Origin of the sequence: Hymenobacter sp. 15J16-1T3B, assembly GCF_020711235.1 — a bacterium.
Classification (GTDB): Bacteria; Bacteroidota; Bacteroidia; order Cytophagales; family Hymenobacteraceae; genus Solirubrum.
Genome location: NZ_JAJFAV010000006.1, coordinates 22881 through 46335, shown reverse-complemented (window position 1 = coordinate 46335; position 23455 = coordinate 22881). Strand labels below are relative to the sequence as shown.

Below are 23455 nucleotides of genomic sequence, written 5' to 3'. Positions count from 1 at the left end.
CGATTTGCTGTTATGGTAACGCACTAAGTCGTCGCCTTCCTAACTCCCCTCCCACCGTGCTGATCAAAACCCGGGGCATCGTCCTCAACTACCTCAAATACCGCGAAACCAGCATTATCGCGCGCGTTTACACCGAGCAGCGCGGGGTGCAGTCCTACATCGTCAACGGGGTGCGCAAGGCCAAGCCGCCGGGCCGCATTGCGCTGTTTCAGCCCTTCACCCTGCTGGATCTGGTGGCCTACGTGTCGCCGCGCGGGGGCCTGACGCGCCTTTCCGAGTTCCGCTGCCTGCGCCCCTTCCGCACCATTCCTTACGACATGCGCAAGAGCAGCGTGGTGCTGTTCCTCTCGGAAGTGGTGAGCCGGGTGCTGCGCGAGGAAGAAGAAAACGCGGCGCTGTTTGAGTACCTCTACCACGCCCTGGTGGCTTTCGACGAGCAGGAAGAAGGCTTTGAGAACTTCGCGCTGGTGTTTTTGCTGCACCTGAGCCACTACCTGGGCTTCGGCCCCGACTCGGGCCGGCAGATTACCGAGCAGGTCGCCTTTGCCACCGATGCCAACCTGCCGGCCACGTCGCGCCCTACGGTGCTGCGCTTCCAGGAGTTTGAGCACTTCTTCGACGAGTTGCTGCGCGACGAAGGCCCGGCCTCGGTGCCGAACGGCCGCGTGCGCCGCGAGCTGCTCACCATCCTGCTGCGCTACTACCAGTTGCACGTCGAAAACATGGGCGACGTCCGCTCCCTCGACGTGCTGTCGGACGTGCTGGCGGAATTGTAGCCAGCTCGCCGGCCGTCATTGCGCAGCAACACGCTGGGTAGGCACGGATCGGGTAGCAGTCCTTGCGAGCGAAGCGTGGCAATCGTTCCTCTAGCAGCAGAAACACTGAAATACTCACTAACCGAAAACCAGCTCCGCCCGAAACCAACAGTGGTGGTTTCGGGCGGGGCTGGTTTTCGGCTTTTGCTAGCGGGGCCGTGGTACCGCGAGAGGAAGGATTGCTTTGCTCGCAAGGACTATAAGTGCTACCACTGCCCTGCGGAGCCCACGGAGCGCAGTCTTTACTCCACGTACTGCACGTGCGGCAGTTTGGTGGCCTCGGGCACCCGGCCTATCAGTTCTCCCTCAAGCAGTTGAGCTTGGCAGGTAAGGCGGGCGGTCGGGGCGAGGCGGCCGGTGCTAAGGTAGCGCAGCTCGTGCACGGTGGGCGGCGCCAGGTGCTCGGCGCCGCTGACGAGTTCGATGCGGCAGGTGGTGCAACGGCCGCGGGCACCGCAGGCGTGCATCCAGTCGTGGCCGGCTTCGTGCAGGGCCCGAAGCAACGTCTGGCCGGGTTGTACGTTGATAGGGCCGCCGGGCAGGTTTTGCACGGTTAGTGTAGGCATTTTGGCTAACTTGCCCGCTTGAAGCAGGCTTTTTCTGAGGATGCAAGATACGTATAGCAACGACCAGCTGCAGGCTTACGGCAAGCGGCTAGCCGCTCGCCTCTGCGACCAATACTTCGCCACCCAACCGGTGGGCACCACCCTGGACGGCCCGGCCGTGCTGCGCCTGGCGCCGGTGCGCCAGCTGAACCTCTACGTGGTGCAGCAACTGCTCGCGCAGTGGACCCAGGAAATGGCCCGGCTGCGCAGTCCGTACTTCGATTACGAAGACGCGGCCGTGCGCCAGGCCCTGACGCAACTCATGAACTTGTTGTCGCGGCGCATCCGGCTCACGCGCGCCAGCTACGAGCCGCTGCTGGCCCAGGCCGCGGCCGACACGCTGCGCACGGCCCTGGACCCGCTGGCGGCCTTCGACGCCAAGCTGCTGCCCGCCGACCACGCCACGGCTACGCCCGCCCAGCTGCGCGACGCGCTACGCTACGTGGACGTCAACAAGCCCTTGTTTCAGGACTTTATCGACAGCCTGCCGGCCGATTTGCCCCAGGAGCGGGAGTTTCTGCTCAGCCGCTTCCGCCTCTACCGCGACGCGCATTACAAGGACCAGCAGCCGCTGAGCAGCCTGCTCGACGAGCTGAACGCCGTGGTGCCGGTGACGGAGGACGAGTTGCGCGCGGCCCCGGCGGAGGCGACGCCCGTGGTACCCGCCCCGGCGCCAGCTGCCCCTGCTCCCGTTGCAGCGCCGGTCGTGGCCCCGCCGGTGGTTTCGACGCCCTCGGCGGCGGTGGAAGTGCCCACCGAGCAGACGCCCACGGCGCCGGTGGCGCCGGCAGAAGTCAGCGCAGCGCCGGCCGCGGCATTGCCCACTGCCGCGGCTCCCGAAGCAGCGGCTGCGCCAGCCCCGGTTACTGAGCCGATGCCCGCAGCGCCGGCCGTGGAGGTCCCGGTAGCCAGTGAGCCCGCCACCGCAACCCCGCCGCCCCCGCAGCCGGCGCCGGCCGAACGGCCCAAGCCGCTGGCTGAAGCCGTAGCGCCCGCCAATACCCTGGCCGACAAGCTGGCCGCCAACGTGCGCACCAGCACCCTGGCCGATAAGCTGGCTTCGACCGGCGGCGGGGCCGCCCACCCTACGCTGGCCGAGGCGCAGCCCAAGGTGGAGTCGTTGCGCAGCGCCATTTCCATCAACCAGCGTTTCAGCTTCATCAACGAGCTGTTCAACGGCGAGAACATGGAGTACCACGCCGCCATCGAGCACCTCGATGCGCTGCCCACGGCCGACGCCGCCCGGCGCTACATCAGCGAGGACCTGGCCCAGCGCTACCAGTGGGTGCGCAAGGAAGAGCACGTCAACAAGCTCCTGCGCTTGGTGGAACGGAAATTCGCGTAGCCCGCCTTGCAGTGGCATCCCACGACGCGGGCCCGGTTACGCTAACCGGGCCCGCGTCGTGTTTGGTGGCAAGAGCCGGTCATCGACGGCGCTGCTTAGCGGACCGGTGCAGGTCGTTCGTACAGGCGGAAATACACCTGCCCAACCCGCTCTTCGTGGCGCAGCTGCCACTGCTGCTGCAGTGAATCGAGTACGGCGTCGCCGAAGTTCATGGTGTTGGACTGCAGCACGTAGCGGTTGCGATGCAAATCCACGGGGGCGAAGCGGCGCGGGTCGTCGTTGAGGTCCACTTGCGCCAGCGGGTAGAGGTTCGGGAAATTGCTGCCGACCTCGGCCAGCGGAATCCGCCGCGCATCAAGCCAGCCGATGAAGCGGTGCCGCAGGCGGTAGTAAGGCCAGTGAGCCAGGGTGGCGTCCCAGCCGTTGGCCATGTGGTCGGGATACACCCACAAGTGGCCGCTGAGCAACCCCAGCAGGGCCGCGGCGGCCAACAACCGGGCAAAGCGCCGGGCGGGCAACTCGTTGAGCAGGTGCGCTACCAGCAGGGCGACCAGCAGGTACACCGGCAGGTAGTAGCGGTGGCCGATGGGGTTGGCATACCACACCAGCACCCCCGTCAGGGCCAGCGCCGGCGGCAGCACCAGGGCCAGCAGTTGCCAGGTCGGGCGGCCGGGGCGCCAGCCGCCGCGCCAGAGCACCAGCAGCGTCCCCGCACCCACCAGCCACAGCGTCACGCGGCCCTGATCGAGCAGGCGCCAACCGATGAGCCCCACGTTGCGCAGCACGCCCGCAGGGCCGAGCCGGGCGTAGTTGCCCGCCCACTGCGAATGAAGGTTGTAGCCCACCCACCCGCGCAGCCGGTAGTGCATGAGCAGCCAGCCGAGGGCCAGCGCCAAGGCCGGCAGCAGGGGCCACAGTCGCTGCCCCAGGCGCCGCACCGCAGCCGCCAGCGGGCTGCCACGGGCCGGCAAAGGGGAGGCGTCGAGCCAGCTGAGGAAGGCCGCCGTCAGCGCCAAGGAGCCCCACAGCACCATGCCGCGGGTGCTCAGCAGCACCAGCGGCAGCGCGCCGGCCACGACGAGGCCGGCGCGGCGGCCGGTCAGGCCATTGAGCGCCAGCAGGTAGCAGAACACCAGCGCCAGATCGGGCGTCACCAGCACGGTTTGGGTGAGCCAAGTCGCGTCGAGCCACATGAGCAGCACGGCGGGCAGCACCCAGGCGCGGGGCATGAAGCGCCGGGCCAAGCAGTACACCTGCCAGAGCGTGCCAAGCACCAGCGGCAGCATGGCCCAGTGCCCCGCGGGCAAGCTGCGGCCCAGCAGTTGCCACACGGCCGCCAGCGCCGCCGCAAACAGCGTGGGGTGGCCCGCATCAAGGCTTTCGGGGACGAGCAGGTAGTGAAAATGGGTGTCGTAGTACCACTGCGCCTGACGCGAGGCCTGCAGCACGGCATCCCAGAAAAAGCCGTGGTGAGCGGCCAGGGCCGTGAGCAACGCGCTGCCCAGGGCCAGCAGGAGCAGCAACAGGCGGTGGGCGGTGGGCATCAGCGCAGGTCGGTGAGGTAACGGGGGCCGAAGAAGGTGGGGAAGGTGTCGCGCACCGCGGGGCGGAAGCCGCGCAGCAATTCGGCCGCTTCGGCCGAGCGGACGAGGGCGGCGCGGTCGAGTAGGCGGGGGCCGCCGAGCACGTCGGTGCTGAGGCGGTGGCCGCCGCGCTGCTGGGCGCGCAGCCACTGCTGCAGCTGCGCGGGCGTCCAGCGGTGCTTGGCCAGCAGCAACTCGGGGGCGGGCAGCACGTTGGGCTGCCCGTCGCGGCCGGTGAGGTAGTGCAGGCGGTTCAGGGCTAGGTTGTGGTTATCGAGCAGAAACCAGGTGCGGGGCTCCTGCCGCACGCGGGCCAGCAGCGGGGGCAGGTTGGTGAAGTCGAGCAGGTGGTTGGGCACGAGGCCGAAAGCGAGGTTCCAGGCCAGCAGGGCGCCGGCGGCGGCCGTCAGCGGTCGGGCCAGCGTGGACGGAGCAGCCGTCAGCAGCAAGGCCAGCAGCACCGGCAGCATCACCATGAATTCGGCGTTGCCGGTGGCCCAGGCGGCAAACCCGAGGTGCAGCAGCATTACCAATCCGTGGGTGCGCCGGGCAGCCCGGACCTGCGCCGGCGGCAGCGCCGCGGGGCTGCGCAGTGCTTCCGGGTGCCGCGGGCGGCGTAGCCAGGCCCACAATACCCCCGCCAGCCCGAGCACCGGCACCGCTGCCAGCCCGGGCAGGCGGCGCAGCAAAGCCAACGTGGAGCCGTGCACCTGCGCGAAGGTGCGCACCACGTTGGCCACCGTCAGCAGCGCAGCTTTGGGCAGGGAGGCGGGCGCCCCGGCCGCGCCGGTCAGAAAATCGTGCAGGGCAAAGCGCACCAACGACGCGGGCGTGCGCGGCAGCTGCCAGTAATCCAAGGCCAGCCAGTAGGCCAGCGGCACCAGCAGGGCGGGAGCAGCAAACCACCACCCGGCCCCGCGCCGGGGGCTATACAACGCCGTCCCGATCAGCAGCCCCAGCCACCAGCACGCCTGCACCTGGTGCAGCAAGCAGGCCCCGGCGGCCAGCAGGCCCGCCAGCAGCAGCGGCGGCAGCGTGGCGGTGCGCAGGTGGCGCAGCCAGGCCACGCTGGCCCACACCGAAAGCAGCAGGGGCAGCACGTAGGTTTCGTTTTCGGTGGCGAAGCGCAGCAGCCCGAAGGAGCAGCCCGCGGCGGCCAGCAGCGCCAGGCGCAGGCCCTCCGCGCCGGTGAGGCGGCGCAGCAACTGGCGCAAGCCCAGCAGCACGCCGCCGTAGGCCAGGGCATTCAGGGCCAGCAGGGCGTGGATGGCCTCCGGGTGCAGGGGCCCGAGCAGCCGTAGCCACAACCAGCCCACGGCGTTGTAGAGCAGGTGGTGGGGCAGCAGCAAATCGTGGCCGTAGCGCACGCAGGCGGCGTAGTACCAGGCGTCGGCCGTGCTGTTGCGGGTGGGCAGCAGCAGCACGAGCAGGGTCAGAACCAGAATCAGCGCCCATTCGCGGCGCGCGGCAAGTGGTGAAATTGCGAAAGGCGAAGTGGTGAATTGTGGCGGGGCCGACTTCAGATCGAAATAGCACGATAAACGCGCCATTTCACAACCCGCTAGCTCACAATTTCATCTTTTAGCGCACCAAGTCCTGCTTGCGGTAGGCGTCGATGGCCAGCAGGATGAAGAGCAGGATGGTAAACGACCACAAGGAGGAGCCGCCGTACGAGAAGAACGGCAGCGGAATGCCCACCACCGGCGCCAGCCCGATGGTCATGCCGATGTTGACGCAGAAGTGGAAGAAGATGATGCTGGCCACGCAGTAGCCGTAGGTGCGACCAAACACCGATTTCTGCCGCTCGGCCACGAAGATGACGCGAAAAATCAGGGCCATGAAGAGCCCGATGACCGTCATGGTGCCCAGCCAGCCCCACTCCTCCCCCACTGTGCAGAAAATGAAGTCGGTGCTCTGCTCGGGCACGAAGTCGAAGCGCGTCTGGGTGCCCTCGAGGAAGCCCTTGCCCGCGAGGCCGCCCGAGCCGATGGCAATTTTGGACTGCGTCACGTTCCAGCCCACACCCAGCGGGTCGGCCGAGGGGTTCAAGAGCACTTCGATGCGCTTCTGCTGGTGGGGCTGCAGCACGTTGTTGTAGAAGAAATCGACGCCGAACACCATGCCCAGCACCACCGCGTAGACGCCCGCCGCCAGCGGCAAATGGTGGCGCAGCACCCGCGGGTTCAGCACCAGCACTAGGGCCAGAATCACCGTGAAAGCGCCCACCAGCCAGAGCTTGGGCACCAGCAGCGAGAGAATGAGCACGAGGCCCGCCGCGGCCAGCACCAGCAGAATCAGCGGCGACATGCCCTCGCGGAAGTAGGCCAGCAGAAAGGCTCCGAATACCAGCGCCTGCCCGGTTTCGTTGGAGGAAATGATGAGCAGCGGGGGCAGCAGCGTAAGGCCCGCCAGCACTAGTTGCTGCTTGAAGGCCTGCTGGCGCAGGTTGATGCCCGCCATAAAGCGCGAGGCGGCCAGGGCCGTCGTGAACTTGGCAAACTCGGCCGGCTGCAGGCGCATGGGGCCTAGTTCCAGCCAGGAGCGGGAACCCGCAATAGGCCGCGCAATGACCAAGGTGACGAGCAGCAAGGCAATCATGCCCCCGTAGAGCACGTAGGCAAAGGTGTCGTAGGCCTTGTAGTCGATGACGAGCAGCACCATGATGAGCAGCACCGCCACCCCGAGCCAGACCAGCTGCTTAAACCAGTTGAAGGCCATCAGCCCGCTCCAGTCAGCCGAAAACACGCGCGAAAACGGCACGTCGGCCGAGTACGAGGCGGCGTACACGTTGAGCAGCCCCACTCCTACCATTGCGAGGTAGATGAAGAAGGTGACCCAATCGATGCTGCGGCTGTAACGAACCTGGTTCAAGGCAACGGGGGATTAAGAGCTACGCGGAACGGTCATCCTGAGCGCAGCGAAGGACCTTATCACGCGGGCTGGTGACTACCTGACGCCTGTCGTTCTGCGGTGATAAGGTCCTTCGCTGCGCTCAGGATGACAGACGTCTATTCATGTTACCGCCGGTGTCGGCGCGTGATAAATCGATCCGCCGGGCCGGGCAGCCACTCTTCCCAGCGGTGGCGCCAGGGGGCTACTTTGCCGCGCAAATACTTTTCCATCATCAGGCCGGCCAGCGGAGCGGCCGAGGAGCCGCCGAAGCCAGCGTTTTCGATGAACACGGAAATGGCAATTTTGGGGTCGTTGGCCGGGGCGAAGGCGGCGAAGGTGGCGTGGTCCTCGCCGTGGTAGTTCTGCACGGTACCCGTCTTGCCCGCCACCGAAATGCCCACGTCGAGCAGGGAAGCCAGGTTGCCGGTGCCGCCGCGGCCGTCGACCACCGCCTGCATGCCCGGGATGATGGCGTTGAAGTGGCTGCTGTCGACGCTGGTGTAGTGGCGCTGCCGGTAGCGCGAGAGGGGCCCGCGGTTGCCTACTGAGCGCACGAAGTGCGGGGCGTAGTAGTAGCCGCGGTTGGCGAAAATGCACATCAGGTTGGCCATCTGCAGCGGCGTCACCTGAATTTCGCCCTGCCCGATGCTCAGCGAGTAGATGGTTTTGTAGGTCCAGCGGTGGTGCCCGTAGCGCTTGTCGTAGAAGGCGGGCGAAGGTATCAGGCCCATCCGCTCCCCGGGCAAATCCACTTCCAGGTGCTGCGCCAGCCCGAAGGAGGTCACGTGCTTGCGCCAGTCGGCCAGGCCCAGGGCCACATCCTCGTACTTGCTGGGCGAGCGGCCCTGGCGCACCGTGGCAAACATCACCTGGTAGAAGTAGGGGTTGCAGCTGTTCTTGGTGGCAATGGTGAGGTTGGCCGGGTACTCGTGGCGGTGGGTGCAGCGCACCAGCTTCCAGTTGCACGGAAAACCGGTGTAGGGCGTTACCACGCCTTCCTGCAAGGCAATGGCCTCGTTCACCAGCTTAAACACCGAGCCCGGCGAGTAGGCCGCCGCCAGCGGGCGGTCGAACAGCGGCCGGGCCGTGTCGCGCAGCAGCTCCATGTAGCGGTTGCCCGAGCCTTTGCCCGTGAGCATGGCCGGGTCGAACGACGGGGCCGAGACAAAGGCCAGGATTTCGCCGGTCTTGGGGTCGATGGCCACCACCGAGCCTTTTTTGCCCTGCATCAGGTACTCGCCGTACTTCTGCAGCTCCGGGTCGATGCTCAGGTGCAAATCCTGCCCGGCTACCGAGAGCGTGTCGAACTCCCCGTCGCGGAAGGCGCCTTTCTCGATGCCGCGCACATTGACCATGCGGTACTGCACCCCGCGCCGGCCCATCAGCTCCTTTTCGTAGTACGACTCGATGCCGCTGATGCCGAGAAAGTCGCCGGGCACGTACTTGGCGTACTTGGGCTTTTCCAGCATGGTCGGCGACACCGGCCCCACGTAGCCCAGGGCGTGGGCCATGTTCTGCGTCTGGTACGAGCGGGCCATGCGCGGCTTCACGCTGAAGCCCGGAAAGTCGATGAGGTTGTCTTGAATGGCCGCCAGCTCGGGGGTGCTCAGGTTCTGCACCAGCGGCGAGGCCTTAACGCGGGAGTAGATTTTGGCCGCTTTCAGCCCATCGCGCAGCTCCTGCACCGGCATCTGCAAGAGTTGGCAGAAGCGGGCCGTATCGAGCTTCTTCACTTCGCGCGGGATGACCATCAGGTCGTACACCGGCGTGTTCTGCACCAAAATCTTGCCGTTGCGGTCGTAGATGACGCCGCGGTAGGGCACCTGCACGATGCGCTGCAGGGTGTTCTTGTCGGCGGCCAGCTTGTAGCTGCCGTCGAGCACCTGAATGTGGAAGAGCCGCACCGCAAACACCACCGCCACCGCCAGGAAAATGCCCAGCACGACAAATTTGCGGCCTTCTAAGTACTGCAAGACGCGTTACGAACTGAAGGTGAGTAGACTGCCCCGGGTGCAATCAGCCCGCAAAGGTACCACCACCGTGGCGTTATCCCTACGTTCCCAACCGTTTCACCCGTCCGTCGCCCCCGCAACAACGCGGGCGCGCATTTTGCTCCCGCTCAGGTCAAACAGGTTCGGCAATAGAACAAAGACCGTCATGTCGAGCGTAGCCGAGGCATGATGTGGTGCCCGGAAGACTTAAAAAAAACGTCATGCTGAGCTTGTCGAAGCATGACATTAGTATCTGCTGTCAGCCCGCAAGATGCTTCGGCTGCGCCTCTGCATGGCGCTCTTTCCAGGTTGTTCTGCCCCTACCGCCGGCGCCGGGCCGGGAACAGCAGCAGCTGCACGATGAGCATGGTCACGCCCGTAAACAGCGTGCTGGCCAGGATCTTTAGCAAGGTCAGGCCGATGGCCGAAAACGAGCCCAGCTCCAGGAAAAAGAATACGAAGTGGTGAATGCTCACCAGCAAGGTCAAATACAGCGCAAACCACTGCCAGCCCATCTGGTGGATGTTCACCGAGTCCTGGGGTTCGTACCCGTCGCGTGGCGTGAGCAGGCGCAGCACCCAGGGGCGCAAATAACCCAGCAGCACGGCCGCCGCCGCGTGCAGGCCGCCGGTGTCGTAGAACAGGTCCATCGAGAAACCCATCAGGAAGCTCACGGCCAGCATCACCACGATGGGCGTGGCAATGGGCAGGAACAAGAGGAAGCCCAGGTAGAAAAAGCACCAGCCCACGTCGAAGAGCTGCAGGCGGCTGATGAGCAGCACGTGCACGGCGGCGTAGAGCAGGAAGCGGGCGGCCTGAAGCAGCAATTGCAGCGCACTACCCATTACGGTTTGCCTCCTTCCTGCTCGGGGGCGCGCAGGCCCGAGCGGTTTTCCAACGTGTCGCGCTCGGCGGCGCGGGGCGGGGTCCCCACCACGTACACGTAGGTCAGGTTCGAGAAATTGGCGGCCAGCTTCACGCGCACCGTCCAGAAGTTTTTGTCCGGCTCCTTGGTGAAGTAGTCCACCGTGCCGATGAGCACGCCCTCCGGAAACACCTGGTTGTAACCCGAGGTGACGATGGTGTCGCCCGTGACCAGCTTGTTTTGGCGCGGAATGTAGTCAAGCAGGGCGTGGGTAGGATCTTCGCCCAGCCACTTGATGGTGCCGAAGGTGCCGTCGCGCCGGATCTTGGCCGAGAGGTTGGTTTTGGAGTGCAGCACCGACGTCACCGTGGCGTAATGCTCGCTCACCTGCCGCACCCGGCCCACCACGCCGGCGGCCGACAACACGCCCATGCCCGGCAGCACGCCCTGCTGGGTACCCACGTTCAGGGTCAGGTAGTTGTCCACGCGGCGCAGGGTCTGGTTGATGACGCGGGCCGGAATCAGCGGGCTGCCCGCCAAGCGCGTGGGCATGGGGCGCAGGCCCAGCCGCAGCGTATCGGCCCGCAGGCGCAGGCCGGTGGTGTCGCCGGGGGCGGCCAAGGAGTCGGGCATGCGGGCGGCTAGGTCGGCGGGGTACAGCTGCTGGCGCAGGCGGGCGTTTTCGGCCGCCAGCGCCCGGTTTTTGTCGGCGAGGCTGAAGTAGTCGTAGATCTGCGTGCGCACTTCCAGTACCCGGCCGATGTAGGCGTTCGAGGAATTGAAGAACGCCGCCCGCTGGTAGGCGCTGTTGCGGATAAAGAGCACCATGCTGATGACTTCCAGCAACGCAAATACCAGGGCACCCCGGTAGCGGTACAGAAAGTCGAGCAGATTACGCATGGGCGGAGCGACATGAGAAAATGAGACATGAGAAGCGGGACAGCCGACTCCGTAACCGGTCGTCCATCCCACTTCTCATGTCTCACCGTCTCACTTCTTAGGATAACAGGACGCTGCGGAAACCGGTGATGTTCTTGATGGCGGCGCCGGTGCCGCGCACCACGGCGCGCAGCGGGTCTTCGGGCACGTGCACGGGCAGCTTGGTTTTGGCCGCCAGGCGCCGGTCGAGGCCGCGCAGCAGGGCGCCGCCGCCCGTCAGGTGAATGCCGTTGTCGTAGATGTCGGCCGACAGCTCGGGCGGGGCAATTTCCAGGGCCTTGAGCACGGCTTCCTCGATTTTGGCCACCGACTTGTCCAGGGCAATGGCAATTTCGGCCGAGGTCACCTTGATAACCTTCGGAATGCCGGTCATCAGGTCGCGGCCGCGCACTTCGTAGTCGGGCGGGGTGTTTTCCAGCTCCGTCAGGGCCGCGCCCACCTCGATTTTGATGCGCTCCGCGCTCCGCTCGCCGATGAGCAGGTTGTGCTGCCGGCGCATGTAATCGAGAATGTCCTGGTTGAACACGTCGCCGGCCGTCTTGATAGACTGGTCGCAGACGATGCCCGACAGCGCGATAACCGCAATTTCGGTGGTCCCGCCGCCGATGTCGATGATCATCGAGCCCACGGGCTGCTCCACGTCGATGCCGATGCCGATGGCGGCGGCCATGGGCTCCTGAATCATCCACACTTCCTTGGCCCCGGAGTGCTCGGCGGAGTCACGCACGGCGCGCTTTTCCACTTCGGTGATGCCCGACGGGATGCAGATAACCATGCGGTGCGAAGGCTGAAACAGCCGCGTGCCGGTATTCACCATCCGAATCAGCCCCTTGAGCATTTCCTCGGCGGCGTGGAAGTCGGCAATGACGCCGTCCTTCAGCGGGCGGATGGTTTTGATGTTATCGTGGGTCTTCTCGTGCATTTGCTGCGCTTGCCGGCCCACGGCAATGACCTTGTTGGTCGTACGGTCTTTGGCAATAATGCTGGGCTCATCGACCACGATTTTATCGTTGTGGATGATCAGCGTATTGGCCGTACCCAAGTCGATGGCAATGTCGCTGGTGAAATTGAAGAACCCCATGGAGTAGCGGCAAGTGAAAAAATCAGCGCCGGTTTTGGCGTTGCAAAAAGGTGCGCAAAGGTAAGCATCCTTTGCCGAAGCCCAACCCATTCATTTTGTACTGGGCAAAGAGAAGCGCGCTAAACGCAGCGGACCCGGCCGCTAGTATACGGCCGGGTCCGGATTTCGCTAAGATCCTGGCAACTTAGTGCTTAAAGTGCCGCACGCCGGTCAGCACCATGGCCATGCCCAGGCGGTTGCAGGCATCGATGCTGTCCTGGTCCTTGATGGAGCCGCCGGGCTGCACCACCGCGCGGATGCCGGCGGCACCGGCAATTTCCACGCAGTCGGGGAAGGGGAAGAAGGCGTCGGAGGCCATAACGGCGCCCTGCAGGTCGAAGCCGAAGGAGTTGGCCTTTTCAATGGCCTGCTTCAACGCATCCACCCGCGAGGTCTGCCCCACGCCGGAAGCCAGCAGCTGCCCGGCCTTGGCCAGCACGATGGTGTTGCTCTTGGTGTGCTTGCACACTTTCAGCGCGAATTCCAGCGCCTCCACTTCCTCGGCCGAGGGCGCGGTTTCCGTCACGGTGCGGAATTCGTTGCGGCCTTCCACCACGCGGTCGAAGTCCTGCTCCACGAAGCCGTTGAGCAGGGTTTTTACCTGCTTCTGCGGGAACTGCACCGGCTTCTGGCGCAGCAGAATGCGGTTTTTCTTGCTTTGCAGCACCGGCAGGGCATCGGCGGCGAAGCCCGGCGCGATGAGCACCTCGAAGAACAGCTTGTTCAGCTCCTCGGCGGTGGCCAGGTCCACTTCCTTGTTGACGATGATGACCCCGCCGAAGGCCGAAATCGGGTCACAGGCCAGGGCGTTGAGGTAGGCCTGGTGCAAGGTACCGGCCTGGGCCACGCCGCAGGCGTTGGTGTGCTTGAGAATGGCCACGGCGGGCTGCCCGTCCTGGAATTCCTGCATCAGCAGCACGGCCGCGTCTACGTCCACTAGGTTGTTGTAGCTGAGCTGCTTGCCGTGCAGCTGCTCGAACAGGGCCGACAGGTCGCCGTAGAAGGTGCCCTGCTGGTGGGGATTTTCGCCGTAGCGCAGCGGCGTGGCGGGCCCTTCGCTGATTTTCAGCGCCGCGCCGGCCACGTCGGTGCCCTGGGCGAGGTAGTTGAAGATGTGCGTGTCGTAGTGCGAGGTCTGCTGGAAGGCGGCGGCGGCGTAGTGGCGGCGCTGCTCCAAGGTGGTGGCCCCGTTCTGGGCTTCCAGCAATTCCGTGACGGCGGCATACTGCTCGCGGCTGCTCACGACCAGCACGTCGCGGTAGTTTTTGGCGGCGGCGCGCAACAAGCTGATGCCGCCGATGTCGATTTTCTCGATGACGTCGGCTTCCGCGGCGCCGCTGGCCACCGTTTCCTCGAAGGGGTACAAATCGACGATAACCAGGTCGATGGGCGGAATCTGGTGCTGCTCGGCCTGCTGCAAGTCGCCCAGATCGTGGCGGCGGTGCAGAATGCCGCCGAACACCTTGGGGTGCAGGGTTTTCACGCGGCCGCCAAACACCTCCGGAAAGCCGGTCAGCGTTTCCACGGCCGTCACGTCGGCACCAAGTTCCTGAATGAACTTCAAGGTGCCGCCGGTGGAAAACATCTGCACACCGTGCTGCTGCAGCAGGCGCACCAGCGGCTCCAGCCGGTCTTTGTAGTACACGGAAACCAGGGCGCCGCGGATGGGCAGACGCTCGGCGGTGGCCGTTTCCAGGGTGGCGGGCGACGGGGACGAACTCATGGCAAACGAAAGGTTTGGGGGTGAAACGCGCTGCGAAGGTAGCCCCTACCGCCGGGAGGGGCGGCCCGGGCCATGTTACCGAATTGTTACGCCCGGAGTACGGAGCGCTGGCGGCGGCGCGGTGTAGCCCTTTGCCCGGCGGCGCCGTACTGCGTAGTCGGAGCAGAGTTGCTCCGTAGTTGCCGCCATCCATGAGTATTTCCCTCGCTTGGCCAGCTGCTCCCGAAGCAGCCGGCCCCCTGCTACCGGCTGCCGCCGTGGCCGCCGCCGCTCAGCTTACTCCTCGCCTGTTTGCCCACGCCCCGCAGTCCGACCACGAAGGCGGGTTTCCGCGGGCCGAGTTTGATTGGCTGCACGAAGCCGGGTTGCTGACGGCCGGGTTGCCGACGGCCCTCGGCGGGGCCGGTCTGAACCAGCCCGCGCACCTGGCCGAGCAGTTGCAAGTCTTGCAGCACATCGGCGCCGGCAACCTAGCCGTGGGGCGCGTGTACGAAGGCCACCTGAATGCCCTGCAGCTCATCGAGCGGTTTGGCACCCAGGAGCAGTTGCAGCGCTACGCGGCCGACGCCCAAGCCGGCCACCTGTTCGGCGTATGGAATACCGAGGCCCAGGACGGCGTGCACCTGGAGCCGCTGCCGGGCGGCCGCTACCGCCTGCGCGGCAGCAAAACCTTCGGCTCGGGCGCCGGCCAGCTTACGCGTCCACTCATCACCGGTGCGCTGCCCGACGGCGGCTGGCAGCTGTTCGTGTTGCCCACCGACGCGCAGCGGCCCACGCTCGACCCTTCGTTCTGGCAGCCCTTGGGCATGCGTGCCACGGCCAGCTTCCGCGTCGACCTAACCGGGTTGGAAGTCGGTTCTGCCGACCTCATCGGCCCGCCCGGCGACTATTACCGCCAGCCCTGGTTTAGCGGCGGGGCGGTGCGTTTCGCGGCCGTGCAGTTGGGCGGGGCCGCAGCCGTGCTCGACGCCACCCGCAGCTTCTTGCGCGGCCTGGGCCGCACCGACGACCCGTATCAGCGCCAGCGCTTGGGCGAAATGGCCTTGCTGGTGGAAAGCGGGCAGCTGTGGCTAACGGGCACCGCCGCCCGCTACCCGGCTCCCGGGCAGGAAGAAGCCCAGGCCGAAAGCATTGTGGCTTACGCCAACATGGTGCGCACCGCCATCGAAGACATTTGCCTGCGCGTGCTGCAGCTGGCCGAGCGCAGCGTGGGCGCCCGCGGCCTGCTGCGTCCCCACCCGCTGGAGCGCCTGCACCGCGACCTGACGCACTACCTGCGCCAGCCCGCCCCCGACGCCGCCCTGGCCGACGTGGGCCGCTTTGCCCTCAGTCGCGCCGAGCCCGCCGCCCAGCTCTGGCAATCGGAATAACCTCCGCGCCCGCCACCCACTCTTCTGCGCTTTTTGCGGGTCCACCGCCCGCGCTGCCCCGCCCCATGTCCGCCCGCCCCACCGCCCTGCTCGACCTCCCGCTGCGCCCCGCCGCTTACGCCGCCACCCTCGGCCCCACCGCCATCCTGGTGCCCCACCCCGACGACGAGTCCCTGGGCTGCGGGGGGCTGCTGGCCCTGCTGCGGCAGGCGCACCAGCCAGTAAGCGTGGCGCTGATTACCGACGGCACGATGTCGCACCCGCACTCGGTGCGCTTTCCGCCGGCGGCGCGGCGGCAGCTGCGGGAGCAGGAGCTGCGGCTGGCCTTGCGGGAGCTGGGCGTGGCCGACGACGCGCTGCTGACCGTGAATCTGCCCGACGGCGCGGCGCCGCACGGCCCCGGCCAGCCGGGCTTTGCCGAAGCCGCCGCCCGCCTCAGCCACTGGCTGCACGAGCAGCAAGCCCAGACGCTGCTGCTGCCCTGGCGCCGCGACCCGCACCCCGACCACCGCGCCACCTATGCGTTGGCCCAGGCGGCCTTGGCTAAGTTGACCGCCCCGCCGCGCCAGCTCGAATACGTGGTGTGGGCCTGGCAGCGCGCCGCCCCGACCGATCTGCCCCGCCCGCACGAAGTACAAGGCTGGCGGCTCGATATCGGCCCGGTGCTGGCCCGCAAGCAGCGCGCCATCCAAGCGCACCGCTCCCAGCTGACGAACCTAATCGACGACGACCCCAGCGGTTTTCAGCTTAGCCCCGACATGCTGGCCCATTTCGCCCAGCCCTTCGAAACCTACTTCGAGGCCCTGCCCGTGGCCTCCACTGCCCGCTAGTTCCGCATGAACCCCAACCAACCCCACACGCTCGGCGCCGCTTACTTCGACGAGGTCTACCAGGCCAACGACGACCCTTGGCAATTCGAAACCAGCCCCTACGAGCACGCCAAGTACGCCGACACGCTGGCCGCCCTGCCGGCGCCGCATTACGCCCGGGCTTTTGAAATTGGCTGCTCCCTGGGGGTGCTCACGGCTCAGCTGGCTTCGCGCTGCGGGCACTTGCTGGCCGTCGACGTGGCGGAAGCGGCACTGGCCCGGGCCCGGCAGCGGTGCGCCAATCTGCCGCAGGTAGAGCTGCGCTGCCTGGCCGTGCCCGACGAGTTTCCTCCCGGGCCGTTCGACCTGATTCTGGTGTCGGAAGTGGGGTACTACTGGGACCTGCCCACGCTGCAGCGCGCCGCCGCATTGATGATTGATGCGCTACCACCCGGCGGGCAACTGTTGCTCGTGCACTGGACGCCGGCAGTTCACGACTACCCGCTCACCGGCGACGAGGTGCACGACTACTTTCTCGGGCTAGCCGCCGCCGGCCCGCTGCGCCACTTGCACGGGCACCGCGCGGAACAGTACCGGCTCGATCTGCTGGCCCGCCGCTGAGGCTTCGGCGGCCCGCAGCAGCGGCTGCAAGGCCGCCCGCGCGGCCGTCAGCGGCAACGGCGGCCACTGCGCCCGCCACCGCTCCACGGCTGCTGGGCGCAGCGTCTCCCACAGCAGGCCGAAACGGGCCGTCTGCAACAGCTGCCGCAGCTTGGCCGGGGCCACGGCCAGCTCGACCGCCAAGGCCCGGCCTTCGGCTGACGTTAGCCGGGCCCCGGCACGGCCCTGCTGCCACGCCCGGCGCAACTGCCGTCGCAGCTGCCATTCGGCCGCCAGGCGCAGCGGGTGCTCGGCCAGCGGCTCGCGGCCCGCGGCGGCGTCCTCGGCCCAGGTGCGCAGCTGCCACGAGAGGCCCACGGCCACCCGCCCCTGCTGCCGCGCCGAGGTGTGCACGCGCACCAACGGGCTGTGGCGCAAGCGCAGCTCGTGGCGCAGCAGCAGTTGCCACAGCGCTTCGTCTTCGAGGTAGGGCACCGCGGGCAGGCCGCCCACGTGGCGGTAAGCCGCGGCCGTCAGCGCCAGGCTGCCGCCGAAGTGCTGGTGGTGGCGCGGCCAAGGGTCGGCGGCATTGGGGTCGAGCAGGTGCTCCAGCCGAGCCAGCCCTAGGCGGTAAGCGGCATCACACAGGTGCAACCGGCGCGCAGGGCAGCCGGCGGGCGCGTGCGGCAGGATGCGGCCGCCCACCGCGTCGGCGCCGGCGGCAAATTCCCGCTGCAGGGCCGCCAGCCAATCGGGGGCCACGCGGGTATCGGCGTCGGTGGAGGCAATAATGCCGCAGGGCCGTCCGGCCAGCTCCAAGCGGCGGGCGGCCTCGTCCATGAGCAGGCGGCGGGCCCGGCCCACGTGCGCCTCGGCCTTGGGCAGGCGGACGTCGAGCACGTGCAGGCGCAGCTGCGGGTGCCGCCGCCCGGCGGCGCGGGCCACGGCCGCCGTGTCGTCGCTGCAGTTGTTGGCCAGCACGATGACTTCGAAGCTGCCCGGGCTCAGCGGCCGCCCCTGGACATCGAGCTGGGCGGCCAGTGCCGCCAGCGTGGCGGGCAGGGCCTCGGCTTCGTCCTTGGCCGGAATAATCACGCAGATTTCCAGCTCCGGCGCGGGCGGCGGAATGACCAACACCGCAGCGGCAAGCGGCGCGGCCGGTCCGGCAGCCTCGAAAAAACGATAAGGTAGCGGCAACGTCATACCGCCGGTACGTATTGAGCGCAGCAGTGGCTGTATTTCTCCCGAAGCTCCGGCTGAAATCCGTACTTACCGCCGAGCCGACTCTGGCGTCGCCTTGGACCAGTGCGGCTAAAACGCCTCGTTGAAGGCGAAATACAGCCCGCTCGACTGCCCCGAGCCCACAGCGTAATCGATGCGGATGGCAAGGCGGTCGGCGCGGTTGACGGCAATGCGCAGGCCCGCGCCCCCGGCCACGTTGAAGTCGTTGGGGCGGAACTGCCCGAGCCGGTCGTGCACCTGCCCGGCGGCCCCGAACACCACCCCGCCCAGGCGCCAGAACAGCTGCTGGCGCAGCTCCAGCTGCGCGGCCACCATTTGCCGGTCGCGGAAACGGCCTTCGTAGATGCCGCGCAGCATTTTTTCGCCGCCGAGGTTGGCCAGTTCGCGGAAGGGCACGTGCCCGCCGACGTTGAACTGCGCCTGCACCTGCCCGGCCAGCACGGTGCGGGTGCTGTTCTTGCGCAAGGGCCGGAAGTGGCGCGCGTCGAGCAGCAGGCGGGTGAAGCGGTTGTCGCTGCCCAGGTATGGGCCCATCACCAGGGCGCTGGTTTCGAGGTAACTGCCGCGGTAGCTGCTGAGCACGTTGTCGCGGCTGTCGTAGAGAAACACGGGGCCCAGGCCCGAGGTAATGGTGGTTTGTCGCTCGCGCGGGTCGCGCAGCAGCAGCAGGTTGGGCCGGGTGCGGTCGTCGGTGGAGTCGTCGTCGAGGCGGACGTGGTGCAGGTCGGTGAGGCGGAAGCTCAGGCCGGCGAAGGTGTGCGGGCGAATCTTCTTGAGCACCCGCTGCGTGACGATGACGACCTTGTAGGAAATGTCGCTTTTCTCGGCTTTGCGGGTGTCGTTGCCGGTGCCGTAGTAGTAGTAAGGGAAGTTGAAGTAAAACGCCTCGCCGCTGAGAATATACTTCTCCTGGGGCGTAAAAACATTATAAGTCAAGGACATGCTTGACTGCTTGCGCTGGGTGTAGTAGCCGAGCAAGCGGGCATTGGAGCTGCGCGTGAGCGTATCCTGCCCGAAGCGCCACACCGGCAGCACGGCCGCGCCGTAGGCAATGCCGGTTTCGGGCTGCGAAAACACGATGGGCAAGGCCGCAACTTTCACCCGCCGGGCTTTCCGCGGGGCTTGCGGCGCCGGGGCGTCGGCCGGCGTTTCGGCGGTAGTGGTAGGCGGGGTGGTCTGGGCCAGGGCGGCAGGACCGGCGGCCAACAGGCCAGCCAGTGCGAGGAGCGAAAACCGATTCGGTAGCGGCATAAAAAAGCAGCCGCCCACATCGGACGGCTGCTAAATGTACCAGATTACTGCGCAGATTATCCTACTCTCCACCCGCGAATTGTCGAGTAGATCAGACTTTATTGTTCCGCCAATGCCCCGGGCTTTTCAGGTAAAGCGCCCATTTTGCCGGTCCAGCGCCTGACTTTAGGCTAGAACGCTTCGTTGACGCCGAAGTACAGCCCCGAGCTGCCCCCCGAGCCCACGCCGTAGTCGAGGCGAATGTTGATTCGGTCGCGGCGGTTGAACTGGAAGCGCACCCCGGCGCCGCCGGCCACGTTGAACCTGGAGCCGAAATCATCGAGGTGCCGGGCCACCTGCCCCGCGCCCACGAAGCCGGCCACGTTGATGCGCCAAAACAGGTGGTGGCGCAGTTCGGTCTGCAGGGCAACGAGTTGCCGGTCGCGGAAGCGGCCCTCGTAGATGCCACGCAGCAGGCTTACCCCGCCGAGGTTGGCCAGTTCGCGGAAGGGCACCGTGCCGTTGTGAAATTGCCCGTACAGCTGCGAGGCCCAGATGGTGCGGTTCGAGCCCACCGGCTGAAAGTGGCGGGCGTCGAGGGTGTAGCGGGTGAAGGTGTAGTCGCTGCCAAGGCCCTTCGCATTGAACAGGGCCTGCAAATCGAGGTAATGCCCGCGGAAAGTGCTCAAAATGTTGTCGCGGCCGTCGTGCACCACAGCCGGACCCAGGCCCGACACGGTGGTGTGCTGGCGCTGCCGCTCGTCGAGCAGCAGCAGCTGGTTGGGGCCGTCGTTTTCGTTGTCAAGGGGCTTGTCGGCCTTGATGCTGCGCGCGTCGGTGAGGCGGTAGGTCAGGCCGGCAAACCAGTGGCGACGGAAGCTCTTCAGCCCGCGCTGCTGCAGAATAAGCAGCTTGTAGCTGATTTCGCTTTCGTCGTCGATGTCGGTGTTGTTGCCGATTCCATAGAAGAAAATCGGGTAGTCGTAATACAGAATGTCGCCGCTGACGAGGTAGCGCTCCTGCCGGGTGAAGATGGTGTGCGAAATCTGCAGGTTGAGCTGCTTTTTCTGCGAGTACCAGCCGCCGATGCGGCCGTTGGACTTGCGCACGGTGGTGTCGCGGCCGTGCCGCCAGGTGGGCAGAAACGTGACGCCGGCCGCGGCCCCAGTTTCGGGCTCGTAGAAGAGCACCGGCGCCGGAATAAAGCTGGGCTTGTCGCGCGGGTCCTTGGGCGGGCGCGGATCGGTGGGATTCGGCGAAGCGGGGCGGTTGTCCAAGGTTGCCCGGTCGGCCGGCGGGGTTTCGCCAGGTGGCGGGGACGGCGTGTCTTGGGCGTAGGCGGCGGCTGACAACAGCAGCAGGCCGCCGGCCAGCAGTGAACGGTAGCGGAGGGGCATGAGCAAGATAGGTGTGGAATCCGCTGACGGCACACTTGCGCCGACCACCTTGGCCGGCGCAAGTGTGCGGGCAACGTTTCGCTAACGGCCCGACGGGCGTTGCGGTTGCCACGCCGGCCGGCGCACTTGCCCCGCCAGTGCAATCCGGCGTCTTGCCAATCTCCTATCTAGCGTCCCAGCACCAGCATCGAAAGCACGCCGCCGAGCATCACCAGCTTGCAGAGCAGGCTGAGGCGGGCGAAGTCGCGGCGGCGGTCGGCGCGCAGCAGTTGCCGGCCCAGCACCACACTTGGGCCCAGCACGGCGCCCAGCAGCCAGAGGGCCAGACGCCAGGCCCCTTCGCCGAAGGCCGCCAGCACGGCCCCGCCGACCAGGATCATCATCATCACCAGAAATGCGCCCGCCACCCACTTGCTGCGCGCCACGCCGGCCACGATGGGCAGCGTGCGGCAGCCGTGCTGGGCGTCGCCGCGCAGGTCCTCGATGTCCTTGATAATCTCGCGCACCACCGTCAGCAGAAAGGCCGCCAGCGCGTAGGCCCACACCGCCGCCGAGCCGGTGCGCCGCAGCAGTTCGGGCACCAGCACCGAAGCCGCCGTGAGGACGGCAATGCTGAGGTTGCCGAGCAGGGCCAAGCGCTTAAAACGAGCCGAATAGCCCCACAGCAGCAGGGCCGCCCCCGCCGTCACCAGCCCCACCACGCGGCTCATGGCCCCGGCCACCACCACCCCTTCGAACGACAGCACCAGGTGCGCCATCATGGCCGAGCGCCGGCCCACGGCCTGCCCCACCACCAGCGTGCCGGGCCGGTTGATGGCGTCGATTTTCACGTCGTAGTAGTCGTTGATGATGTAGCCCGCGGCCGCCACGCACACCGTGGCCAGCACCACCAGCCCGAAACGCACGTCGAGCAGGGCCGGCAGGGGCCGCTCGGGCGCCAGCAGGCAGGCCTGCGTCAGCGTCATCGTCAGCACGATGATGAGCAGGTTGGGCAGGCGCACGAGCCGGGCCAGCTGCACCCAGCGGGCCAGCGGACCGGCCGGCTCCGGCGCCACAGCAGTATTCACGGGCATAGACATACGTAACGAGAAAAGCCCCCGGCGCGCCACGCGCGGCAGGAAGGGCAACGTGCAGCCGGCGGGGCGCCGGGCCGCGGCGCAAAGCTACGGCTGCCGGACGCTGCCCCGCCCCAACGAGCCGAAAAAAGCCCCCGCCGCGGCGCGACGGGGGCTTTTGCTCATGTGGATAGTGTCAGGGGTAGAGTAGAGGTGTCGCTCAGACTTTCTTTACGTTAACGGCGTTGATACCCTTGCGGCCTTCGCGCGTCTCGAACTCGACGCGGTCGTGCTGCTGCACCTGCAGCCCGTTGAGGCCGGTGATGTGCACGAAAAAGTCTTCTTTGGTTGCCTCGTCCGTAATGAAGCCGTAGCCCTTCGACTCATTAAAGAATTTGACGGTTCCTGTTTTCATTGGTAAGCGGAAAGGAGAAAGGTGAACAAATGTCCGGTAAATGTACCGGAATATCGCACACTTGCAAGTCCCCTCCTACCAGCCGGTTGTGAACAAATCGTGAAGCCTGATTGGATGCTACCAACGGCCTTGCGCCTTCATCACGGCCTCGATTAATTCGCGCACGGCGCCGCGCCCGCCGGGCAGCTCGGCCACGTACTGGCTGATGGCGCGCACGTCGGCGGCGGCGTCGGCGGGGCAGGCCGCCAAGCGGCAGCGCTGCATCACCTCCAGGTCGGGCATGTCGTCGCCCATGTAGGCCACGCGGGCCGCGTCGAGGCCGCAGGCGCCGAACACCTGCACCTTGTCGTCGACGCCGAGGTAGATTTCCGTCACGTCGAGCGACTCCAGGCGGCGGCGCACGCCTTCCTCCTGGCGGCCCGAGATGATGACGACCCGGTAGCCGCGGCGCAGCGCGTGCCGAATGGCGTACCCGTCGCGGATGTGAAAGGTGCGGGCCTGCTCACCGGTGCTCAGCGCCAGCAAGGTGCCGTCGGTGAGCACCCCGTCCACATCGAACACGAAGGCCTCAATGGCGGAAAAATCAGGCATAAGCCAGGGAATTAATGAATGGGATAGTTCGAGCGCCAAGGAGGGTAAGGGGTAGGTGTCATCGTGCCGACAACGCCTAGCCCCTTACCCTCCTTGGCTTTCCAGCTGAACCTATTGGTTGTCGCGCCACTCGTACACCCACTTGGCCTGAATTTGCTCCAAGTGGCCTTCGTTGGCCTGCTCGCGGGTGCCCTGGAAGTTGGGCAGGCTCAGCACCCATTCCAGCAGGTCGGTGAAGCGGATGCGGTAGATTTTGGCTTCGGTGAAATCGTCGCCGAACTTCTCGTACAGGGCCATGGCAATGTCCTCGTGGTCTTGCCAGTGCATCGGCGGCTCGAAGTGGGTCATATTGGTAATGTGCAGAATGTGGGGTGAATGTGCTTGAATGTGGAAAATGAGTGGAGGCAGAAGCATTCAGCAACGGAGCTGAGCAGCATTCTGCCTACTACTCACCTTCAACCACATTCCGCACATTAAAAAATTAGTGGCCCAGAAAATCCTGGGGCGGAATTTCAATGACGAGGTTTTCGCTGGCCGCCTGCACCACGCACTGGCAGGCCAGGCGGGAGCTGAGGCGCGGGTTGACGGCGCGGTCGATGAAGTCTTCCTCCTTGTCACTGATTTCGGGCAGTTCGTCGCCGCCCTGCAGCACGTACACGTGGCAGGTGCTGCAGCCGCATACGCCGCCGCAATTGTGCTGCAGTTGGATACCGTTGTTCAGCGCCACATCGAGTACCGACTCGCCTTCCGCGGCCACGTGGGTTTGCTCGGGCTGCCCGTCCGAAAACTTGAAAGTGATATTGACGGCTTTCACGCGAAAGTTGCTTGCGAGGTGAAAATAAGGCCGCAAAGGTACGCAGGCCGCTGC

General features: G+C 66.3%; 22 protein-coding genes. 5 read left to right on the top strand and 17 right to left on the bottom strand.

The features are described 5' to 3' along the window. Nucleotides 1-56: 56 nt before the first annotated feature. Nucleotides 57-776, top strand: coding sequence for a DNA repair protein RecO (gene recO, locus LJ737_RS11715; protein ID WP_227765854.1), 720 nt, complete (start codon nucleotides 57-59; stop codon nucleotides 774-776). A 281-nt stretch (nucleotides 777-1057) separates the two neighbouring features. Here the strand turns inward: recO and LJ737_RS11710 are convergent, their stop codons facing one another. Beyond that, on the bottom strand, nucleotides 1058-1381 hold the full coding sequence (locus LJ737_RS11710; RefSeq protein ID WP_227765852.1) for a 2Fe-2S iron-sulfur cluster-binding protein: 324 nt from the start codon (nucleotides 1379-1381) through the stop codon (nucleotides 1058-1060). Nucleotides 1382-1421: 40 nt separating this feature from the next. On the opposite strand from LJ737_RS11710, the gene LJ737_RS11705 reads away from it, so the two are divergent. Further along, entirely contained in the window at nucleotides 1422-2765 is a 1344-nt protein-coding gene (locus tag LJ737_RS11705) for a DUF8457 domain-containing protein (RefSeq protein ID WP_227765851.1), read from the top strand. Between the two features lie 95 nt (nucleotides 2766-2860). On the opposite strand, the gene LJ737_RS11700 is transcribed toward LJ737_RS11705, so the two are convergent. From LJ737_RS11700 to purH, 8 genes are all read right to left on the bottom strand, one after another. Next, a complete protein-coding gene (locus tag LJ737_RS11700; protein ID WP_227765849.1) occupies nucleotides 2861-4309 on the bottom strand; it encodes a glycosyltransferase family protein in 1449 nt (482 codons plus the stop codon). Beyond that, nucleotides 4309-5772 carry a hypothetical protein gene (locus LJ737_RS11695; RefSeq protein ID WP_227765848.1) on the bottom strand — a complete coding sequence of 488 codons (1464 nt, stop codon included), beginning with the start codon at nucleotides 5770-5772 and terminating at the stop codon, nucleotides 4309-4311. The genes LJ737_RS11700 and LJ737_RS11695 overlap by 1 nt, the downstream gene beginning before the upstream one ends. Before the next feature lie 157 nt (nucleotides 5773-5929). After that, the gene (gene rodA, locus LJ737_RS11690) at nucleotides 5930-7219 is read right to left on the bottom strand and encodes a rod shape-determining protein RodA (RefSeq protein ID WP_227765846.1); all 1290 of its coding nucleotides are present in this window, start codon (nucleotides 7217-7219) and stop codon (nucleotides 5930-5932) included. Between the two features lie 146 nt (nucleotides 7220-7365). After that, the gene (mrdA, locus tag LJ737_RS11685; protein WP_227765844.1) at nucleotides 7366-9213 is read right to left on the bottom strand and encodes a penicillin-binding protein 2; all 1848 of its coding nucleotides are present in this window, start codon (nucleotides 9211-9213) and stop codon (nucleotides 7366-7368) included. A gap of 338 nt (nucleotides 9214-9551) precedes the next feature. Then, nucleotides 9552-10076, bottom strand: coding sequence for a hypothetical protein (locus LJ737_RS11680; protein ID WP_227765841.1), 525 nt, complete (start codon nucleotides 10074-10076; stop codon nucleotides 9552-9554). Then, nucleotides 10076-10996: a rod shape-determining protein MreC gene (gene mreC / locus LJ737_RS11675; protein ID WP_227765839.1), complete on the bottom strand. Its 921-nt coding sequence runs from the start codon at nucleotides 10994-10996 to the stop codon at nucleotides 10076-10078. The genes LJ737_RS11680 and mreC overlap by 1 nt, the downstream gene beginning before the upstream one ends. 97 nt (nucleotides 10997-11093) lie before the next feature. After that, a complete protein-coding gene (locus LJ737_RS11670; protein ID WP_111480734.1) occupies nucleotides 11094-12116 on the bottom strand; it encodes a rod shape-determining protein in 1023 nt (340 codons plus the stop codon). Nucleotides 12117-12300: 184 nt separating this feature from the next. Next, nucleotides 12301-13878: a bifunctional phosphoribosylaminoimidazolecarboxamide formyltransferase/IMP cyclohydrolase gene (purH, locus tag LJ737_RS11665; protein WP_227765837.1), complete on the bottom strand. Its 1578-nt coding sequence runs from the start codon at nucleotides 13876-13878 to the stop codon at nucleotides 12301-12303. A gap of 191 nt (nucleotides 13879-14069) precedes the next feature. Here purH and LJ737_RS11660 point away from each other — a divergent pair, with 191 nt between their 5' ends. The 3 genes from LJ737_RS11660 to LJ737_RS11650 all read left to right on the top strand — a co-directional run bounded on the left by LJ737_RS11660 (nucleotide 14070) and on the right by LJ737_RS11650 (nucleotide 16678). Beyond that, nucleotides 14070-15248 carry an acyl-CoA dehydrogenase family protein gene (locus LJ737_RS11660; protein ID WP_227765835.1) on the top strand — a complete coding sequence of 393 codons (1179 nt, stop codon included), beginning with the start codon at nucleotides 14070-14072 and terminating at the stop codon, nucleotides 15246-15248. 65 nt (nucleotides 15249-15313) lie between these two features. Then, entirely contained in the window at nucleotides 15314-16078 is a 765-nt protein-coding gene (locus LJ737_RS11655) for a PIG-L deacetylase family protein (protein ID WP_227765834.1), read from the top strand. Nucleotides 16079-16084: 6 nt separating this feature from the next. Continuing rightward, nucleotides 16085-16678, top strand: a complete 594-nt coding sequence (locus LJ737_RS11650; protein WP_227765832.1) for a class I SAM-dependent DNA methyltransferase — start codon at nucleotides 16085-16087, stop codon at nucleotides 16676-16678. Here LJ737_RS11650 and LJ737_RS11645 read toward each other — a convergent pair. From LJ737_RS11645 to LJ737_RS11610, 8 genes are all read right to left on the bottom strand, one after another. After that, entirely contained in the window at nucleotides 16598-17860 is a 1263-nt protein-coding gene (locus LJ737_RS11645) for a glycosyltransferase (protein WP_227765830.1), read from the bottom strand. The two genes, LJ737_RS11650 and LJ737_RS11645, sit on opposite strands and share 81 nt — an antisense overlap. 108 nt (nucleotides 17861-17968) lie before the next feature. Then, the gene (locus LJ737_RS11640; RefSeq protein ID WP_227765827.1) at nucleotides 17969-19150 is read right to left on the bottom strand and encodes a BamA/TamA family outer membrane protein; all 1182 of its coding nucleotides are present in this window, start codon (nucleotides 19148-19150) and stop codon (nucleotides 17969-17971) included. 170 nt (nucleotides 19151-19320) lie between these two features. Then, nucleotides 19321-20526 (bottom strand): BamA/TamA family outer membrane protein, encoded by a 1206-nt coding sequence (locus LJ737_RS11635; RefSeq protein WP_227765825.1) that lies wholly within the window; start codon nucleotides 20524-20526, stop codon nucleotides 19321-19323. Between the two features lie 167 nt (nucleotides 20527-20693). Continuing rightward, entirely contained in the window at nucleotides 20694-21599 is a 906-nt protein-coding gene (locus tag LJ737_RS11630) for a geranylgeranylglycerol-phosphate geranylgeranyltransferase (protein WP_227765823.1), read from the bottom strand. A 202-nt stretch (nucleotides 21600-21801) separates the two neighbouring features. Next, nucleotides 21802-21996 (bottom strand): cold-shock protein, encoded by a 195-nt coding sequence (locus LJ737_RS11625; protein ID WP_227765821.1) that lies wholly within the window; start codon nucleotides 21994-21996, stop codon nucleotides 21802-21804. A 117-nt stretch (nucleotides 21997-22113) separates the two neighbouring features. Continuing rightward, entirely contained in the window at nucleotides 22114-22587 is a 474-nt protein-coding gene (locus LJ737_RS11620; protein ID WP_227765819.1) for a KdsC family phosphatase, read from the bottom strand. A 111-nt stretch (nucleotides 22588-22698) separates the two neighbouring features. Further along, nucleotides 22699-22935, bottom strand: a complete 237-nt coding sequence (iscX, locus tag LJ737_RS11615) for a Fe-S cluster assembly protein IscX (protein WP_227765816.1) — start codon at nucleotides 22933-22935, stop codon at nucleotides 22699-22701. Nucleotides 22936-23068: 133 nt separating this feature from the next. Next, nucleotides 23069-23401: a 2Fe-2S iron-sulfur cluster-binding protein gene (locus tag LJ737_RS11610; RefSeq protein ID WP_227765815.1), complete on the bottom strand. Its 333-nt coding sequence runs from the start codon at nucleotides 23399-23401 to the stop codon at nucleotides 23069-23071. Nucleotides 23402-23455: the final 54 nt, after the last annotated feature.

What these genes read in the sequence shown, in the direction of transcription:
- LJ737_RS11710 (WP_227765852.1), bottom strand. Translation starts at nt 1,381, where the DNA reads ATGCCTACACTAACCGTGCAAAACCTGCCCGGCGGCCCTATCAACGTA.
- LJ737_RS11655 (WP_227765834.1), top strand. Translation starts at nt 15,314, where the DNA reads ATGTCCGCCCGCCCCACCGCCCTGCTCGACCTCCCGCTGCGCCCCGCC.
- LJ737_RS11630 (WP_227765823.1), bottom strand. Translation starts at nt 21,599, where the DNA reads ATGCCCGTGAATACTGCTGTGGCGCCGGAGCCGGCCGGTCCGCTGGCC.
- LJ737_RS11670 (WP_111480734.1), bottom strand. Translation starts at nt 12,116, where the DNA reads ATGGGGTTCTTCAATTTCACCAGCGACATTGCCATCGACTTGGGTACG.
- purH (WP_227765837.1), bottom strand. Translation starts at nt 13,878, where the DNA reads ATGAGTTCGTCCCCGTCGCCCGCCACCCTGGAAACGGCCACCGCCGAG.
- LJ737_RS11660 (WP_227765835.1), top strand. Translation starts at nt 14,070, where the DNA reads ATGAGTATTTCCCTCGCTTGGCCAGCTGCTCCCGAAGCAGCCGGCCCC.
- LJ737_RS11625 (WP_227765821.1), bottom strand. Translation starts at nt 21,996, where the DNA reads ATGAAAACAGGAACCGTCAAATTCTTTAATGAGTCGAAGGGCTACGGC.
- LJ737_RS11620 (WP_227765819.1), bottom strand. Translation starts at nt 22,587, where the DNA reads ATGCCTGATTTTTCCGCCATTGAGGCCTTCGTGTTCGATGTGGACGGG.
- LJ737_RS11680 (WP_227765841.1), bottom strand. Translation starts at nt 10,076, where the DNA reads ATGGGTAGTGCGCTGCAATTGCTGCTTCAGGCCGCCCGCTTCCTGCTC.
- LJ737_RS11705 (WP_227765851.1), top strand. Translation starts at nt 1,422, where the DNA reads ATGCAAGATACGTATAGCAACGACCAGCTGCAGGCTTACGGCAAGCGG.
- LJ737_RS11700 (WP_227765849.1), bottom strand. Translation starts at nt 4,309, where the DNA reads ATGCCCACCGCCCACCGCCTGTTGCTGCTCCTGCTGGCCCTGGGCAGC.
- mreC (WP_227765839.1), bottom strand. Translation starts at nt 10,996, where the DNA reads ATGCGTAATCTGCTCGACTTTCTGTACCGCTACCGGGGTGCCCTGGTA.
- LJ737_RS11645 (WP_227765830.1), bottom strand. Translation starts at nt 17,860, where the DNA reads ATGACGTTGCCGCTACCTTATCGTTTTTTCGAGGCTGCCGGACCGGCC.
- iscX (WP_227765816.1), bottom strand. Translation starts at nt 22,935, where the DNA reads ATGACCCACTTCGAGCCGCCGATGCACTGGCAAGACCACGAGGACATT.
- LJ737_RS11640 (WP_227765827.1), bottom strand. Translation starts at nt 19,150, where the DNA reads ATGCCGCTACCGAATCGGTTTTCGCTCCTCGCACTGGCTGGCCTGTTG.
- LJ737_RS11635 (WP_227765825.1), bottom strand. Translation starts at nt 20,526, where the DNA reads ATGCCCCTCCGCTACCGTTCACTGCTGGCCGGCGGCCTGCTGCTGTTG.
- LJ737_RS11650 (WP_227765832.1), top strand. Translation starts at nt 16,085, where the DNA reads ATGAACCCCAACCAACCCCACACGCTCGGCGCCGCTTACTTCGACGAG.